Origin of the sequence: Flavobacterium sp. GSP6 (assembly GCF_003984855.1) — a bacterium.
In the GTDB taxonomy this organism is placed as follows: domain Bacteria; phylum Bacteroidota; class Bacteroidia; order Flavobacteriales; family Flavobacteriaceae; genus Flavobacterium.
In genome coordinates this window covers 344,314-360,439 of record NZ_RYDO01000001.1, presented here as the reverse complement: position 1 = coordinate 360,439, position 16,126 = coordinate 344,314, and the positions used below count along the sequence as shown (strand labels likewise).

The window sequence follows — 16,126 nt, the reverse complement described above, 5'->3', positions numbered from 1 at the left end:
TGTTTAGTTAAAAAAGTTTGGCAAAAATATAACATTTTTACTTAAATAAGTTAACATACTGTTAAGAATACGGTATTTCAAAACAATTTTTTCGCCCTCAACCATTATTTCTTTTTAGATCGAAAACCAAAGTATTTATTTTTTTTATTAAAGATTATTCTTTTTTTAAAAGACTTAAAATGTGGTTTTTAGTTATAAAAAAAAACCCTCATTCCAAATTGAAATGAGGGTTAGATTATTTTAAGCTAAACTAGTTGAATGTATAACGAACACCAGTTTGCATTTGCCATCTTGACGAGTTAAGACCTACATCATCAACTTGGTTAACATTATTTCCTACAGCAGGGTTGTATCTAAACGTTGGTGTGGTACCATTAGCTAAGAATCCAACTTGCTGAAGCAATTGCACTTGGTCAAAGCTTGTAAAATAACGTTTACCCCAATTTTTATTTATAAGATTGGTAAAGTTGAAAATATCAGCTGTAAATTCTAAGGTATGTTTCTTATTCCCTACGTTGATAGTAAACTCTTGTGCAAATTTCAAATCGACAACATGAGTCGTTTTTAAACGATCTCCGTTACGCTCAGCGTATCCACCTTTTCTACTTCTTAAATACTCATTCCCTTCGATAAAAGCACTAAGCGCATCCCATTGTTGATCAGCGGTTAAGCCATTAGTTGTGCTTACTAAATTAATTTCAGATTTAGCAGCAGGAACATAAATCAATGCTGAACTAGAGAATGTATCTTTTAACAAATTTCCACGGTCATTATACACATAACTTATCGGTGTTCCTTGAGCTCCTTCGTAGAAGAAACCAATTCTTGATTTTGTGAATTTACTCCATTTCAAAGTAACATTTCCGTTCGAAATAACTCTTGCACCTTGATCAAAATCAGATCTTGACAATGTTGGAAAATTAGCTCCATTAACGGTTTCAGTATTATTCCACTGAGAACTGTTTTGAGATGAGGTTGCATCCAATAGAACGGTAGACTTACCATAGGAATATGTACCAGAAATATTACCGTCAATAAATGGTGATCTAAAGTTTTTAGTTAAAGTAAAAGACACATTATAAGCTTTTCCTTCATCTGTATTAGAGGCCAAATAAATTCCTAGATACTTGTTATCAACTCTATTATTTGCATTGTAAGTTGGTCTTGTATCCGCTCCAGTTAAGTTACTTGTAGACGCTTTGATATTCAAATTTTCATAGGTGATAGCACTGATGTTATCATTGTAAGTAACTTCAGAAGTAAACACGAAGCCTAATGGCAATTTTTGATCTACTGCAAAACTTGCTTTAAATACCTGTGGTAATTTAAAATCTTTTGCAAAAATATCAATATTACCGCCCGTACTACCTGAACCTGGTCTTGGGACAGAAGCAGGAAGCGGCGCTATTTGACTATCAACGCTTGGATTAGGATTGAACACTGGCGTTGTCCCTCCGGTAATTTGAATCGCTCCTTGAGTAACTCCATTATTGTTATATGTCCCACCTGGCCATACTAGCGGTAACCTAGAAGTAAATACTCCAAATCCACCTCTAATTTGAGTTAATTTTGCACCATTTACATCATAATTAAAACCCAAACGCGGTGCAAAATGAGCATAATTAGATATCCCTTGACCTACTCTGGCATCTTTCAAGTTTTTACCGGCTGCTTGTAATAACCCAACCGTTCTAACATTAAAATCATTATTTACTAAACCATCTTCCCATACCGGCATATCAACTCTTACTCCGTAAGAAAGTTTGAAATTTTCAGTCAATCTCATGTCATTTTGAATATACAAACCAAATTGTTTTGTACCAAACTCAGCTGCTCCTAGCGACTCATCTCCACTACCACCAATCAAGGAATAGTTCATTAAAAACCTATTTGCTCTTGCATCTGTTAAGAAATCAGATAATTTGGAGTAACGATAAGCTCCAAAATTGTTACCAAAGAATACGTTTTTAGATTGTGAAAATTCGTTGTGAGTTCCAATCGTGATTTTATTTCTTCCAAGATTGATTTCAAAATTATCAGAAATAGTCAATACTTTTTGATCTAAAAGATTTGCAGTTGAAAAAGCTTCTGCACCAAAGAAAATACTACCTGGACCATCTATAATTTGAACGGTAGGAAACGGATCTCCAGATGGGTCTCTGTCATCAGCTACAGTTGTGTAAGCAATAACAAGATTGTTAGAAAATTTATTACTAAATCTTGAGTTTAGTTCTAAAGCTGTTGAATTAGTTGTCGATTTAAATAACTGACTACCATTGATAAAACTAATTGCTGTAGCAGAAGAACGGCTAGGAGAAAAATTCTCTGCATCAACAATACTGTGCTTAAATGATAATTTATGATTATCACTGATGTTCCAGTCTAACTTAGCAATGATTTTATCACTCTTAAGTGTTCTGACATTATTATTGTAAGAACCTGGATCATATCCAAAACCTGCTAATTTTGCAGTTAAGGCATTAATATCAGCTAATTTAGAATCTCCTGCGTAGGTACCAAAATCAAAAGGTTGTGGTGTTTCATTATTTTGTTTTTCATAGTTGATAAAATAAAACAATTTGTCTTTGACAATTGATCCACCTGCACGAACTCCGTACGTTTGCGCAGAAAAATCAGCTAACTTTTGTCTTCCGTCTGCACCTGCCAATGAAGGAGGCGTTTTAGCAGAAATAGACTCGTCTCTATTGAAAAAATAGGCAGATCCTTCAAAATCATTAGTTCCTGATTTCGTAATTGCACTAATTGCTCCACCCGCAAAACCTGAAAGTTTCACATCATAAGGAGCTACACTTACTTGAAATTGCTCAATTGCATCCACAGAAATTGGACTTACACCCGTTTGCCCTCCGTTAGTTCCGTTTGCAGCTAGTCCGAAAACATCATTACTTACAGCTCCATCAATATAAATTGCATTGAATCTATTATTTTGTCCCCCAATAGACAATTGATCATCGCCTCGAATTTGTGCCTGAGGTGTCAATCTTGCAAAATCAGAAATGTTTCTGGATAAGGAAGGTAATGAATTGATTTTATCAGAATTAATTACTGTTTGCGCTCCTGTTCTTTGAGAATTAAACGTATTGTCTCTTGCGCTTCTAACTACTACTTCTTTCAATTGATTTGACTCTTCAGCCAAAGCAATTTTAAAGGTTTTATTTTCTCCTAATTGAAGATAAATTTCGTTTTCTTCATGGTTTCTGAAACCTACATAAGTGATAGTAATTTTGTAAGGTCCCCCTACTCTCATGTTTGAAATACTAAAATTACCAGTCCCATCTGTAGATGCAGTGTAACGGGAACCTGAAGGAGTATGTACTGCAAGAATAGATGCCCCTGGTAAAGTTTGAGAATCGTTATCATAAACATTTCCGCTTACAGAGGAATTTGTATTTCCCTGTGCGTAAAGGTTAGGATTAGCGCAAAATAATAACGCTAATGCAAAAAACAACTTTAAAAATTTTTTCATATTGTCTAGTTTATTAATATTTGGCAAAAATATAACATTTTTGCTTTAATAAGTTAACATAACGTTAAGAATATCGTTTCTTTTAAACAGAATTTTTATCTCAAACCAATAATCTCGCTTTTTTTAATTAAAAAAAAAGAAATTATTCAATTAAAATCATTTTATATTAAATTATCCACACCAAATTACCAATTGCAAATACTAAAAAAAATAACACAAATTTAAAAAAAGTACTCTGCCAGAATTACTTAAATACTAAAAAGCCCTGAATTAGCTAAAATCAAGGCTTTTAGTGTTTTATACCTCCATCAAAAACAGAGCAGTAATCAACCTTAAATGAAAATTGATACGATCATAAAAATCAGTAGCTTATTTGCTCCTATTTATTCTTCAAAAAATGATTCAATAAAAAAGTGGTAGATCCGTCATGTGTTTGAACCGTTTTTGTATTAATTTCTTCCAAGATAGAATTTGCCAATTGTTTTCCTAATTCAACTCCCCACTGGTCAAAACTAAAAATATTCCAGATCACTCCTTGTACAAAAATCTTGTGCTCATACAAGGCTATCAAAGAACCCAAGGTTTCGGGTGTCAGTTTTTGGATTAAAATAGTGTTTGTAGGCTTGTTACCTGTAAAAACTTTAAATGGCAAAAGGAATTTTGCTTTATCAGCTGAAATTCCTTGTGTATCAAATTCAGCTTGTACTTGTTCTTCTGATTTCCCATGCATTAATGCTTCTGTTTGTGCAAAAAAGTTAGACATTAGTTTATCATGATGATCATTGTCGCCGTATAGAGGAGTTACAAATCCAATAAAATCTGCAGGTATCAGTTTTGTCCCTTGGTGAATTAACTGAAAAAAGGCATGTTGCGCATTCGTTCCTGGCTCTCCCCAAATGATCGTCCCCGTTTGGTAATTGACCGGTTTCCCGTCCCGACCCACACTTTTACCATTGCTTTCCATTGTTCCTTGTTGCAAGTAGGGTGCTAATTTTTGTAAGTATTGCGTGTACGGAATCAAAGCTTCACTTTCGGCACCAAAAAAATTGTTGTACCAAATACTCAATAACGCTAACGTAACCGGCATGTTTTGGTCAAAATCGGCAGTTTTGAAATGCTCGTCCATCTCATTGGCTCCTTTTAGCATGCCGTCAAAATTATCGTACCCAACGGCTAAACTTATCGTAAGTCCAACGGCACTCCACAAAGAGAATCTCCCTCCAACCCAATCCCACATAGGGAATACGTTGTCTGGGTTTATCCCAAACGCTGTTACTTTTTGAATATTGGTAGAAACGGCAACAAAATGCTTGGCCACATCTTCTTGAGTAGCCGATTTTAAAAACCATTTTCTGATGGTTTCAGAGTTGGTTAATGTTTCTTGAGTTGTAAATGTTTTGGAAACAACCACAAAAAGCGTTGTTTCTGGATTTAGTTTTTTTATGATTTCATTTACATGATCCCCATCCACATTAGAAACAAAATGAACATTTAAATGATTTTTATAAAATTGCAATGCCTCAACAACCATAACAGGCCCTAAATCCGAGCCTCCAATGCCTATATTGACCACATCCGTGAACGGTTTCCCTGTAAAACCTGTTCTTTTGCCGGAAATTACTTCATTGGTAAATAATTTAATTTTACTTTTTACTTCATTAATTTCAGTAAGTACATTACTTCCATCAACATTTATTATTGCTGATTTTTTGGCACGCAATGCGGTGTGAAGTACTGCTCTATTTTCGGTTTGATTAATTATTGCACCATTAAAATAATCAGCAATAGCACTTTTAAGTCCTACTTCATCTGCTAGTTGTAATAACAACTGAAGTGTTTCTTGATTAATAATATTTTTTGAATAATCAATTAAAAAATCATTCCATTTCAAATTGAATTTTTTTGTTCTGGATTCGTCCAATTGAAATAATTCCTGAATCGACGCTTTTTGCATTTCGCTGTAATGCTTTTCAAGTTTTTTCCAAGCGCTTGTTTCGGTTGGATTTGTGGTATTTAAAGCCATTTATTATGTGTTTTGTAGTATTATTTTAATAGGGTAAAAATAGTGAAATTAGTTTTAATGCTAAATGAGTTTTCATTTATATAACAATTTATCAGGAAATACAATGAATAATGACCATCGTATAATCACACCACGTATTTGTATTTTTCAACAGAATAATTGTTTTCAATTAATTTTTAAGTGCTGCATTATAAGTTAGCCACACTATCCAGTTCAAATTTCAAGGGCGTTATTTGTGTCAAAAACCGACTTTTATTAGCGCCATTCATCGGCTCACCACTAGGCAATTTAAGTCTTAATGCATCTACTTGTCTTCCGTTTTTCCAAAATCGATAACAAACATGTGGCCCTGTTGCCAAACCTGTGCTTCCTACTAAACCGATAACCTGTCCCTGACTGACCCGTTGTCCGCGTCTCACGAGTATTTTTGACATGTGCAAATATTGTGTCGAGTAGGTCCCGTTATGTTTAACTTTTACAAAATTCCCGTTTCCGGCAGTAAAACCACTTTGCTCCACAACGCCGCTTGCCGTAGTGGTTATAGGTGTGCCATGAGGCGCCGCATAATCCGTTCCTTTATGTGCTTTCCATCTGTGCTGAACCGGATGAAATCTACTGTTTGAAAATCTTGACGAAATTCTACTGAATTTTATTGGAGACTTAAGAAAGAAATTTTTTAGTGTTTTCCCTTCTTCATTATAATATTGAATTTTATCTGAATTGGGGTTCTGCGCAAAAGGAAACGCGTAAATAATTTTTCCTCCGTATTCAAAAAAAGAAGCTTCTAGTTCTTCGACTCCGTCATAAACGGAATCATTTATAAAGCGCTCTGTAAACGTTATCGCAAAACGATCTCCTTTTTTGAGTTTCATGAAATCAATTGAATAGGCGTAAATTTTAGCTATTTTATTCGCTAGAGCCCCTTCAATCTTAGCATTGTCTAAAGTTTCCGACAATGATTCTTTCAAAACTCCACCAATGGTGCGTCGCCTAATTGTAATTGGTTTGGTTTTTTTATAAACAACTACCGCTGTGTCCCGCATATCAATCACGTAATAACTCAGCGCATCGGGTTGATAAATAAAAGCCTGTAAATTATGTTTTTTATCCTTGGACCTCAACAACGTAAAAGGCCTGTTGATTCTAATACTTCTTACATCAAACGAATCTCTCACTTTAGCAATAATATCATATACTTTTCGTTCCCCAATATTCTGATTTTGAATAATAGTTCCAAAAGTATCTCCCCTTTCTATAGTATCATTAACGATATTAAAATCAGCAAGAACAAACCCAAACTCACTCTTTTTAGGAACAAGTTTCACTACTTTTTCCGGCACAACTTCCTTCATTTTATTACATGATACTAAAGAAAAAAGTGCTATTATAATTATAAATATTTGTTTCAAATCTTGTTTTTTTTTATTCAATCTACATTTCTACTCCCCAATTTTCTAATTCGTGGCTACTCCATAATTCCGGGAAGAAAATTCTTCTTTGATATTTTGGATGCATGTATTTTTTCCAGTCACTCCCGCCAGTAGCTTCTCCATCGCCTTTTCCACTTTGATCAATATATTTTTTTGCTGTATTAAGGTGTTGCATTACCCAAGTAATATTTACCGTATGGTCATAATGACGCATGGCTTGAATTAGTTCTGGATTTTTTTGATCTGATTCCGGTAATTGTTTGAATTTTTGCCAAATATTAATGGTGTTGTATTCCTCCATGTGGGCTAAGAATTCCTTCTTATATTTTTTTTCAAACTCCTCCAGTAAAAATGATTTTTTACCGCTGTGATACTCTTTTCCGGCTGCTTGCCAATACAAATGTTCCAGTGCAAACTCATACGTTGTATTCCGGTCAATGGTATCTCTATAACGGTAATCAATCAGATTTATTAGGTCTGTTGATGAAAATTCTATCAAGCGGTATTGCGCACTTTGAAAGCCGCTGGCCGGAGTTAGTGTATTTCTAAATTTCATGTATTGCTCCACTTCCATTCCATTTCCCATAATATCAAAAGAGGTGGTTAACATGTCAAAATAACGGCTGATTCGCATTAATCGTTCCGTGAAAAATACTGTATTAATGCTTTCACAATAGGAAATTTGCCGCATCTCCCAGAGAATCATTTTAAATATCAATTCATTAACCTGGTGATACATGATAAAAACCATTTCGTCCGGAAGCGTCGTTCTCTGAATTTGAAGATTCAACAGGGCATCTGTCTGAATATAATCCCAATAGGTGATTGGCTTAGACCATAATAATCCTTCGAGCTGTGTTTCTGTTTTTTGATTTATCGCTTCATATTTAAGCTCAATTTCTTTTAAAATAGCTTCTGAATTGTCTTTAGTACTCATTATTTTTTTGTTTTAAAAGGATTTTTCAATCCTCTGTATCCCTCAATATCTGCCTTGATTGACCCTACTGCCAGACTGGCTTTTATCCTCAGCGGTACTTTATTGTCATCGTCCGAAATCCAGACAGTAAGACTTTCTTTCTCTTTGAAAACGCGTCCTGATTGTACCAAAGGTCTAAAAATCATAGCTGAAACAACGCCAAATTTAGTGGTAATATTTTCTCGTCCAATAAACTTTAGCTTGAATTTAGTAGTTTCATCATCAAAAAACATATCGATTGCCACTGATTCTCCAATTTTTAATTTATCGATACTAGGATAGTTTCTTAAATAATAAAAGGCCGATAGAATATCCTGAGTATTTTTTGGAATGTAAAGTGTTTTTTCGGTTTTATGTTTATAATCTTTTACAACAACTCTGTTTGTAGATTGGTCAAAAAACCCTTCTTGATTTTTAGTATAGCCGCCTTCATCAATTTTTCGAACAAACTGGTACGGATTTCCTGTTTCCTTATCAATGTAGCTTTCGTATAAATCATCTACTTTAAAGAAAAAACGAGACATCCCCGTGGTGTATCCTTTACCAACAACATGAAACGTTTTTTTGTTGTTTAAAATGGCCTCTTTTACTTCCAGCGTGGCATAACCGGCATTGACTATTCCATAGTGTATCCTGAATTTGAACCACTCACCCACTCCGTAAGCATCTTCCTGAGGAGAATCAAAGCTTACTGTTATAATCAACACAAAGAATAAGAATAGTTTTTTCATCACTTAATTTGTCTGTTTATTGACTCTATTAGCAAATTTTGTTCCAAATATATCAAAACAAAAAAACTCAGTCAAATAATGACTGAGTTTTTATGCTATTAACTAACCAAAAAACTATAAACTATGAAATTTATATGAAATCAGGAAGGAAACCACCCCTTCCCTTTTTGCGAGTGCAAAGGTAGTTAACAAATCCACTTTTTTTTGTTAAAAAAAAAGTTTAACACAACATTTACAAAAAAACATGTTGTTTATTAGTTATTTTTTCACAATATGTAAAAATAATGCTTTTTTACAACGTTCCTCGCAATTCCTGTTCTCGCTCAATTGATTCAAATAGCGCTTTAAAGTTCCCCGCTCCAAAACCTTTGGCTCCCATTCTTTGTATAATTTCAAAAAATAAGGTTGGCCTGTCTTGCACCGGTTTTGTGAAAATTTGCAACAAATACCCTTCTTCATCGGCATCTACCATGATGGCTAGTTTCTCGATTTCGTTTAAATCTTCTTTCATCATTTTCATGTGATCTCCCAATCGCTCCGGAATGGCTTCATAATAGGTATGTGGAGGAGCGGACAAAAATTCAATTCCTCTGGCTTTCAATTGCGATACGGTTTTGATAATATCATCCGTTGCTATTGCGATATGCTGAATTCCAGGTCCACCATAAAAGTCCAGATATTCCTCAATCTGTGACTTTTTCTTTCCTTCAGCAGGTTCGTTGATTGGAAATTTGATTCTTCCGTTTCCGTTTGACATTACCTTACTCATCAATGCTGAATATTCCGTATTGATTTGTTTGTCATCAAAAGAAAGGAAATTTACAAATCCCATCACGTCTTCATAAAACTTAACCCAAGTATTCATTTCATTCCAACCCACATTTCCTACCATGTGGTCAATGTATTTTAATCCTGTTGGTTCCGGATTATACTCGGATTTCCATTCCTTATAACCAGGAAGGAAAACACCATTATAGTTTTTGCGCTCTACAAAAATATGTACCGTTTCTCCGTAAGTGTAAATTCCGGAACGTACTACTTCTCCAAATTCGTCTTTCTCTACCGTAGGCTCCATAAAAGAGCGCGCACCACGTTTCATGGTTTCTTCGTACGCACTGGTGGCATCTTCTACCCATAGCGCTGCAACTTTCACGCCGTCTCCATGTTTTCTTAAATGTTCGTGTATTGGAGAATCTTGTGTTAATGGCGTAGTTAATACAATGCGGATTTTATCTTGTTTTAACACATACGACGTTCTGTCTCGCACTCCGGTTTCTAATCCTGCATACGCCAAAGACTGATACCCAAAAGCCGTTTTATAATAATGTGCGGATTGTTTTGCATTTCCTACGTAGAATTCTACATAATCGGTTCCTAATAACGGAAGGAAATCTTGTGCTCCTTCAAATATTTTTTCGAGTCCGTATTCTACTGATTTTACTTCTTTGCTCATTGTGATTTATTTTTTGATTCGGCATCTCTAGTTTTGGAACGCGGTTGACGCGGATAAAACAGATGTACACGGATGTATTAATTTAAAATTATGTTGTTGTTTACTCTAAAGCCCTAGCCCTGATGGTCGAATTGCTCTCGCAATTACCTTTTTCTGGCTTCTTTAGCCAGGAAAAGATAAAGCGTACAGCAGGAAATAGCTTCTAATTACTCGACCCAAGATTTGTAATATTGACCGTCGTCCAATCCCATCGCTTCTTCGGTGACCATTAAGGGACGAAAGGTATCAACCATAACCGCTAATTCGTGGGTTTCTGTATGACCAATGCTGCGTTCCATAGCACCTGGCGCCGGTCCGTGAGGAATCCCTTTTGGATGTAGTGTAATGTGACCTTGCTCTATATTGTTGCGACTCATGAAATCCCCATCTACATAATACAAAACCTCATCACTATCTATATTACTGTGATTGTAAGGCGCAGGAATGGATTTTGGATGGTAATCGTACAATCGCGGACAGAACGAACAAACAACAAAAGTTGAAGTTTCAAAAGTCTGATGCACTGGTGGTGGCTGGTGTACCCGACCTGTTATAGGTTCGAAATTATGAATACTAAATCCGTATGGAAAATTATAACCGTCCCAACCTACTACATCAAAGGGATGTGTGGCATAAACGAATTCATGCATCATTCCTTCTTTCTTGATTTTTATTAGAAAATCACCTTTTTCATCGTGCGTTTCTAATTCTGTTGGCAAAATAAAGTCGCGCTCGCAAAATGGAGAATGTTCTAGATGTTGACCTGATTCATTTTTATAGCGTTTTGGCGTGTAAAAAGGAGCAAATGATTCGACGTAAAACAATCTATTTTCCGAAGTTTCAAAATCAATTTGGTAAATCATTCCACGTGGAATAATCAAGTAATCTCCATATTCGAAAGAAATATTTCCCATCATGGTGCGCAATTTTCCTTTCCCTTTATGAATGAAAATCATTTCATCGGCATCGGCATTTTTATAGAAATAACTGCGTAATGATTGTCTGGGTGCGGCTAATCCTATGATACAATCTTTATTGATCAACATGGCTTTACGACTGTCCAGAAAATCGTTCTCCGGCTTTAACTCAAAACCTTTTAAAAGTAATGATTTGATGTTTTTTCCAATGGCAATTTTTGGTTCTACTGAATAGGATTTTAAAATTTCCTTTACCTGTGTTGGTCTGTGAACGTGATATAGTAATGAGGAATGGCCATGAAAACCTTCCGTTCCAAAAAGCTGTTCGTAATACAAACCACCTGTAGGCTTTTCAAATTGAGTATGTCTTTTTTGGGGAAATTTCCCCAATTTATGGTATAAAGGCATGATTTTTTTGCTTAAAAGTTAAAGTTTAAAAGTTTATCGTTTTATCGAAATAAACTTATTTAATTAAATCAAAAAAAATACAATCTATTCCGGATTCCTCTTAATGAGGAATTGCAGATATCCTAACAAACCGTTCCAAATTGTTTTCATAATAACAAATATCGGAATTAAAATTCAAATAAATTACAATTAAAACAAAAACCCAATACTGAACCATGTAAATCCTTTAGGCTGTTCCGGGGACCAGGAATATTTTATTTCTATAGGTCCAATGACTGTTTCTAAACCATATCCTACGGCATAGCCAGAATATTTTGGAATTGAAACCCAATCCACGGTCTCAAAAATCCGATCTCCAATATTAGCAAAATTTGCCGAAAAATTGATGTGGTTTTTTTTATAAAACTCATAATCTATCGTTCCTGTTGATTTTATATAACTATTAGCGGCCACACTTAAATAATCGTATCCATATAAATATTTGAAATTATTAAGCGGATTATATCCATATCCTCCTAAAATAAAATTAAAAAAAGCAACGCTTTCCTGACCAAAAGAAAACCCGGCATCGGTTTGGAATTTTACTGTAGCGTTCTTAAATAAAGTTGCGGCTACACCAAAATCTGCTTTAGCAATAGAAAACGGTTGAAAATCGCCCGTGTAATTGGACGAAAGCAAATAGGTTTGAATATCACCAGTAAAATACCATCCTTTTTTAGGAAAATATTTATTATCAAAAGAATCAAATTTCATGTAGCCAAAAAGACTGAAGTAATTACTGTTGTCAATTATTGGATCTACATTGGCGAGTGTTTCTGATTTTATTTTTAAATATTTGAGCTCGACTCCGCCTCCTATCAGAAATTTTTGAACAAATAAAGACTGGAAATACGCTTGATTTGTCAAGTCCGTAAAATCTACATTAATCGAATTTATATCCGGATTATTAAACGTTGTACTGCTTATTTCTTTGGCTACATTCCTGTTAAATTGGTTGTAATAAGATTTAAAACCAAAACTCAAATTAAATCTATTTTCGATATAATAATCTAAATTGTATCTAATATTATCTCCTAAAACAATATCCAGAGAGGCTATATCATTTTTAAAAAGTGTTTTTTTACGGGTCAAATTTACCAAAACGCCACTTTTGAATAAATTATCATAATGCAGGCCAAATTTTAAGTAGGTTTTTGTTGAATTCTCTTCTAAATTTATGTTCAGGTCTACACCCCCTTTATTAGGTTCCAATGAATATGAGATAGAGCTAAAATTTTTGGTTGCATTGATATTATTAATGCCTTTTAATAAATCATCATAGCACGTTTTTACTCCGGGCTTAAATCTTAGCTTGCCTATGACATACTCTTTCGTGTAATTCTTTAATTCATTGCTGTTTATTGCTCTTATTTGAAGGCTGTCTGACAGTAGTTTTAACCTGGGCTTCGTGTAGGGATTGGACGCATCAACAAGTTGTTTGAGTTGCTCATAAATCCCAAATGTTGCCTCTTCCCCTTTTCTTATTATTTCCTTTCCCTTGTCAAATGAGATCACACCATATTGTGTAACGTCTGGTCTAATATAAATATCAGTATCCGTTACATTTTTTTTCATTCGCTCTATAGATTGAAGATTGGTGATTTGAACTAAAATTTTAGTAGCATCCTTGAGTTCTGTTCGGTCTAATAAATCATTTTGAACATCAACTCCTATAATGATATCCGCACCTAATTTTCGCACCTCTTCAATGGGATAATTATTAACAACGCCGCCATCTACCAGGATTTTTCCATCAATTTCCACCGGAGAAAATAAGGAGGGAAATGCGGAACTGGCTATCATGGCCTGTGCCAGATTCCCTTTGTTCAATAAGACTTGCTCTCCCGTTTCAATATTAGTTCCAATACATAAAAAAGGAATTGGAAGCTGGTTAAAATCCTTAATGTGTCTTACGTTTCTGGTAATTCTGCTCAATAAATTATAATTGTAGATCCCTTTAGACAAGGCTTCTGGAATTCCTATTTTGAATTTGTCAAACGGTAAAACCAAAGCATACAATTCGTCGTTTCTTTTTTCATAAAAATTCTTGGAAGACCTGGGGATAAAATCATTTATTAATTCATTGAAATCGGTCGCTTGAAAAATAGAATCGATCTGGTTTGCATTGTAACCTGAAGCATACAACCCTCCAATAACTGCACCCATACTGGTTCCGCCTATGTAATCAATCTTGACACCCGCTTCTTCTAACACCTTAAGGACTCCTATATGAGCAAATCCTTTTGCACCACCACCGCTTAAAACCAATCCTACTTTGGGTCTTTTTTGCTCCTGCGAAAACACCATCAAACTAGTAAAAACAAGAAATATTAGTGCAATTTTCTTCATAAGCAGCAATTTGGCAGTACTAAAACTGGACGCGATTGGGTATTATTTGTCCAAGTTTAGATACTCTAGATTAATCATTGATTTGTTGCCTTGTAAAATTCGGTAATTTTTTTGGCTTTAGACACACCTATAACGTCCGAAATTTCTTTTTCTGTTGCTAATTTCAATCTTTTAACACTTTTGAAGTGTTGGATCAAGGTCAGCATCGTTTTTTCGCCAATACCGGGAATGGATTCTATCGAAGAATTCAGTGCTGCTTTACTCCTTTTATCCCGGTGATGCGTTATCCCAAAACGGTGCGCTTCGTTGCGTAATTGCTGGATTACTTTAAGGGTTTCTGATTTTTTATCTAAATATAACGGAATAGAATCACCCGGATAAAAAAGTTCTTCGAGCCTTTTGGCAATGCCAATTATGGCTATTTTTCCGCGAAGACCCAATTCGTCAAGACTCTTCAGCGCTGATGACAATTGCCCTTTTCCACCGTCAATAATTATTAAATTCGGTAACGGTTCCTTTTCGTCCAGCAATCGTTTGTACCTTCTATAAACCACTTCGGTCATTGAAGCAAAATCATCCGGTCCTTCGACTGTTTTTATATTAAAATGGCGGTAGTCTTTTTTGCTGGGTTTTCCATCTTTAAAAACCACACAAGCCGCTACAGGATTTGTTCCTTGAATATTCGAGTTGTCAAAACATTCAATATGTCTTGGCTCTACAGGCAATCGCAAATCTTTTTGCATTTGTGCCATAATCCTTTTTGTATGACGGTCTGGATCTACAATTTGCAGTTGTTTGAGTTGTTCAATTCGGTAAAACTTAGCGTTGCGAATGGATAAATCCAAAATTTGCTTTTTATCTCCCAATTGCGGAACAATTACTTTTATATTCTCCCCTAAATCAACGGGAAACGGTACGATTATTTCACGCGACAGCAATTGAAAACGTTCCCGCAGTTCAATAATTGCTAATTCCAGTAATTCTTCATCGGTTTCGTCAAGTTTCTTTTTGATTTCCATCATGTGTGAACGAATAATCGAACCGTGCGAAATTTGTAGAAAATTTACGTACGCCGCACTTTCATCCGATACAATCGAAAAGACATCAATATTCGTAATTTTTGGATTTACAATCGTGGAACGCGACTGGTAATTCTCCAACACTTCGATTTTCTCTTTTATTTTTTGTGCTTCTTCAAAATGCATGTCGGCGGCCAGATTGGTCATCACCCGCTTGAAATCCTTCATGCTTTCCTTGAAATTCCCTTTCAGGATTTCGCGAATCGCATCCACTTGCTTTTGATAATTTTCTAAAGTTTCTAATCCTTCGCAAGGCCCCATACAATTACCAATATGATACTCAAGACACACCTTGAATTTTCCACTTTCGATATTGCTTTTACTCAAATCATAATTGCAAGTTCTAAGCGGATACAACTCTTTGATCAGTTCTAAAATAGTACTTACGGTCTTGAAACTAGTATACGGCCCAAAATATTCCGACCCGTCTTTGACCATTCTCCGAGTCGCAAATATGCGCGAAAAAGGTTCTTTCTTGATGCACAACCACGGATAACTTTTATCATCCCGCAATAACACATTGTAGCGCGGCTGCAAGGTTTTTATTAGGTTATTTTCTAGTAAAAGGGCATCGGTTTCCGTAGGAACCACAATGTGTCTTATGGTCACGATCTTCTTAACGAGCACATTGGTTTTGGCCGTGTCATGAATTTTATTGAAATACGAAGAAACTCTTTTTTTTAAATTTTTGGCTTTGCCTACATACAAAATTTTCCCTTCCTTGTCGTAATATTGGTATACGCCTGGATTATCAGGTAAGGTTTGGATTTGTAAGGCTAAAGTTGTTGGATTCATGTAACAAAGTTAATCTCAAAAATCCCGAAATACAAATCTGATTTTTAAAATAGCACTTTATTTCATTTCTTGAATGTTCCATTTATTTTTCATTACGTTTAGACCGTTAGACCTAAATCGTTTTATTAAGTTACCTATCAAATGCTTTAAATTATACCATCAGTAGTGACAAACCGTTACTTACTAATTGAAAATCAAGCCAATCCTGAAAAATCATTAAAAGTGGGTATAGTATCTATTCTTTATTATCTTAACTTTATAAATTATTAATTTAAACCTTACTAATTTATGAAACAGCAAAACAGCAAAACAGCAAAACAGCAAAACAGCAAAACAGCAAAACAGCAAAACAGCAAAACAGCAAAACAGCGAAACCAAAAATACTATTACCCATACTATT

9 protein-coding genes are annotated in these 16,126 nt (G+C 35.0%); all 9 read right to left on the bottom strand.

The genetic code is table 11. The features are described from left to right. Positions 1-250 precede the first annotated feature (250 nt). The 9 genes from EKM03_RS01590 to uvrC all read right to left on the bottom strand — a co-directional run bounded on the left by EKM03_RS01590 (position 251) and on the right by uvrC (position 15,726). Positions 251-3,487 carry a carboxypeptidase regulatory-like domain-containing protein gene (locus tag EKM03_RS01590; protein ID WP_126563585.1) on the bottom strand — a complete coding sequence of 1,079 codons (3,237 nt, stop codon included), beginning with the start codon at positions 3,485-3,487 and terminating at the stop codon, positions 251-253. 379 nt (positions 3,488-3,866) lie between these two features. Continuing rightward, on the bottom strand, positions 3,867-5,510 hold the full coding sequence (gene pgi, locus EKM03_RS01585) for a glucose-6-phosphate isomerase (protein ID WP_126554030.1): 1,644 nt from the start codon (positions 5,508-5,510) through the stop codon (positions 3,867-3,869). A gap of 188 nt (positions 5,511-5,698) precedes the next feature. Beyond that, complete coding sequence (locus EKM03_RS01580; protein ID WP_126457630.1) at positions 5,699-6,919, bottom strand: peptidoglycan DD-metalloendopeptidase family protein; 1,221 nt, start codon at positions 6,917-6,919, stop codon at positions 5,699-5,701. Between the two features lie 22 nt (positions 6,920-6,941). After that, positions 6,942-7,877, bottom strand: a complete 936-nt coding sequence (locus EKM03_RS01575; protein ID WP_126554032.1) for a tryptophan 2,3-dioxygenase family protein — start codon at positions 7,875-7,877, stop codon at positions 6,942-6,944. Further along, a complete protein-coding gene (locus EKM03_RS01570; protein ID WP_126457632.1) occupies positions 7,877-8,647 on the bottom strand; it encodes a DUF3108 domain-containing protein in 771 nt (256 codons plus the stop codon). Before EKM03_RS01570 ends, EKM03_RS01575 begins: the two co-directional genes overlap by 1 nt. Before the next feature lie 292 nt (positions 8,648-8,939). Then, on the bottom strand, positions 8,940-10,100 hold the full coding sequence (gene hppD, locus EKM03_RS01565; RefSeq protein ID WP_126457633.1) for a 4-hydroxyphenylpyruvate dioxygenase: 1,161 nt from the start codon (positions 10,098-10,100) through the stop codon (positions 8,940-8,942). Positions 10,101-10,306: 206 nt separating this feature from the next. After that, on the bottom strand, positions 10,307-11,464 hold the full coding sequence (locus EKM03_RS01560; protein WP_126739766.1) for a homogentisate 1,2-dioxygenase: 1,158 nt from the start codon (positions 11,462-11,464) through the stop codon (positions 10,307-10,309). A 189-nt stretch (positions 11,465-11,653) separates the two neighbouring features. Further along, positions 11,654-13,852, bottom strand: coding sequence for a patatin-like phospholipase family protein (locus EKM03_RS01555; protein ID WP_126739765.1), 2,199 nt, complete (start codon positions 13,850-13,852; stop codon positions 11,654-11,656). Between the two features lie 74 nt (positions 13,853-13,926). Beyond that, positions 13,927-15,726 carry an excinuclease ABC subunit UvrC gene (gene uvrC, locus EKM03_RS01550; RefSeq protein WP_126739764.1) on the bottom strand — a complete coding sequence of 600 codons (1,800 nt, stop codon included), beginning with the start codon at positions 15,724-15,726 and terminating at the stop codon, positions 13,927-13,929. Positions 15,727-16,126: the final 400 nt, after the last annotated feature.

What these genes read in the sequence shown, in the direction of transcription:
- EKM03_RS01590 (WP_126563585.1), bottom strand. Translation starts at nt 3,487, where the DNA reads ATGAAAAAATTTTTAAAGTTGTTTTTTGCATTAGCGTTATTATTTTGC.
- pgi (WP_126554030.1), bottom strand. Translation starts at nt 5,510, where the DNA reads ATGGCTTTAAATACCACAAATCCAACCGAAACAAGCGCTTGGAAAAAA.
- EKM03_RS01575 (WP_126554032.1), bottom strand. Translation starts at nt 7,877, where the DNA reads ATGAGTACTAAAGACAATTCAGAAGCTATTTTAAAAGAAATTGAGCTT.
- EKM03_RS01570 (WP_126457632.1), bottom strand. Translation starts at nt 8,647, where the DNA reads ATGAAAAAACTATTCTTATTCTTTGTGTTGATTATAACAGTAAGCTTT.
- hppD (WP_126457633.1), bottom strand. Translation starts at nt 10,100, where the DNA reads ATGAGCAAAGAAGTAAAATCAGTAGAATACGGACTCGAAAAAATATTT.
- EKM03_RS01560 (WP_126739766.1), bottom strand. Translation starts at nt 11,464, where the DNA reads ATGCCTTTATACCATAAATTGGGGAAATTTCCCCAAAAAAGACATACT.
- EKM03_RS01555 (WP_126739765.1), bottom strand. Translation starts at nt 13,852, where the DNA reads ATGAAGAAAATTGCACTAATATTTCTTGTTTTTACTAGTTTGATGGTG.
- uvrC (WP_126739764.1), bottom strand. Translation starts at nt 15,726, where the DNA reads ATGAATCCAACAACTTTAGCCTTACAAATCCAAACCTTACCTGATAAT.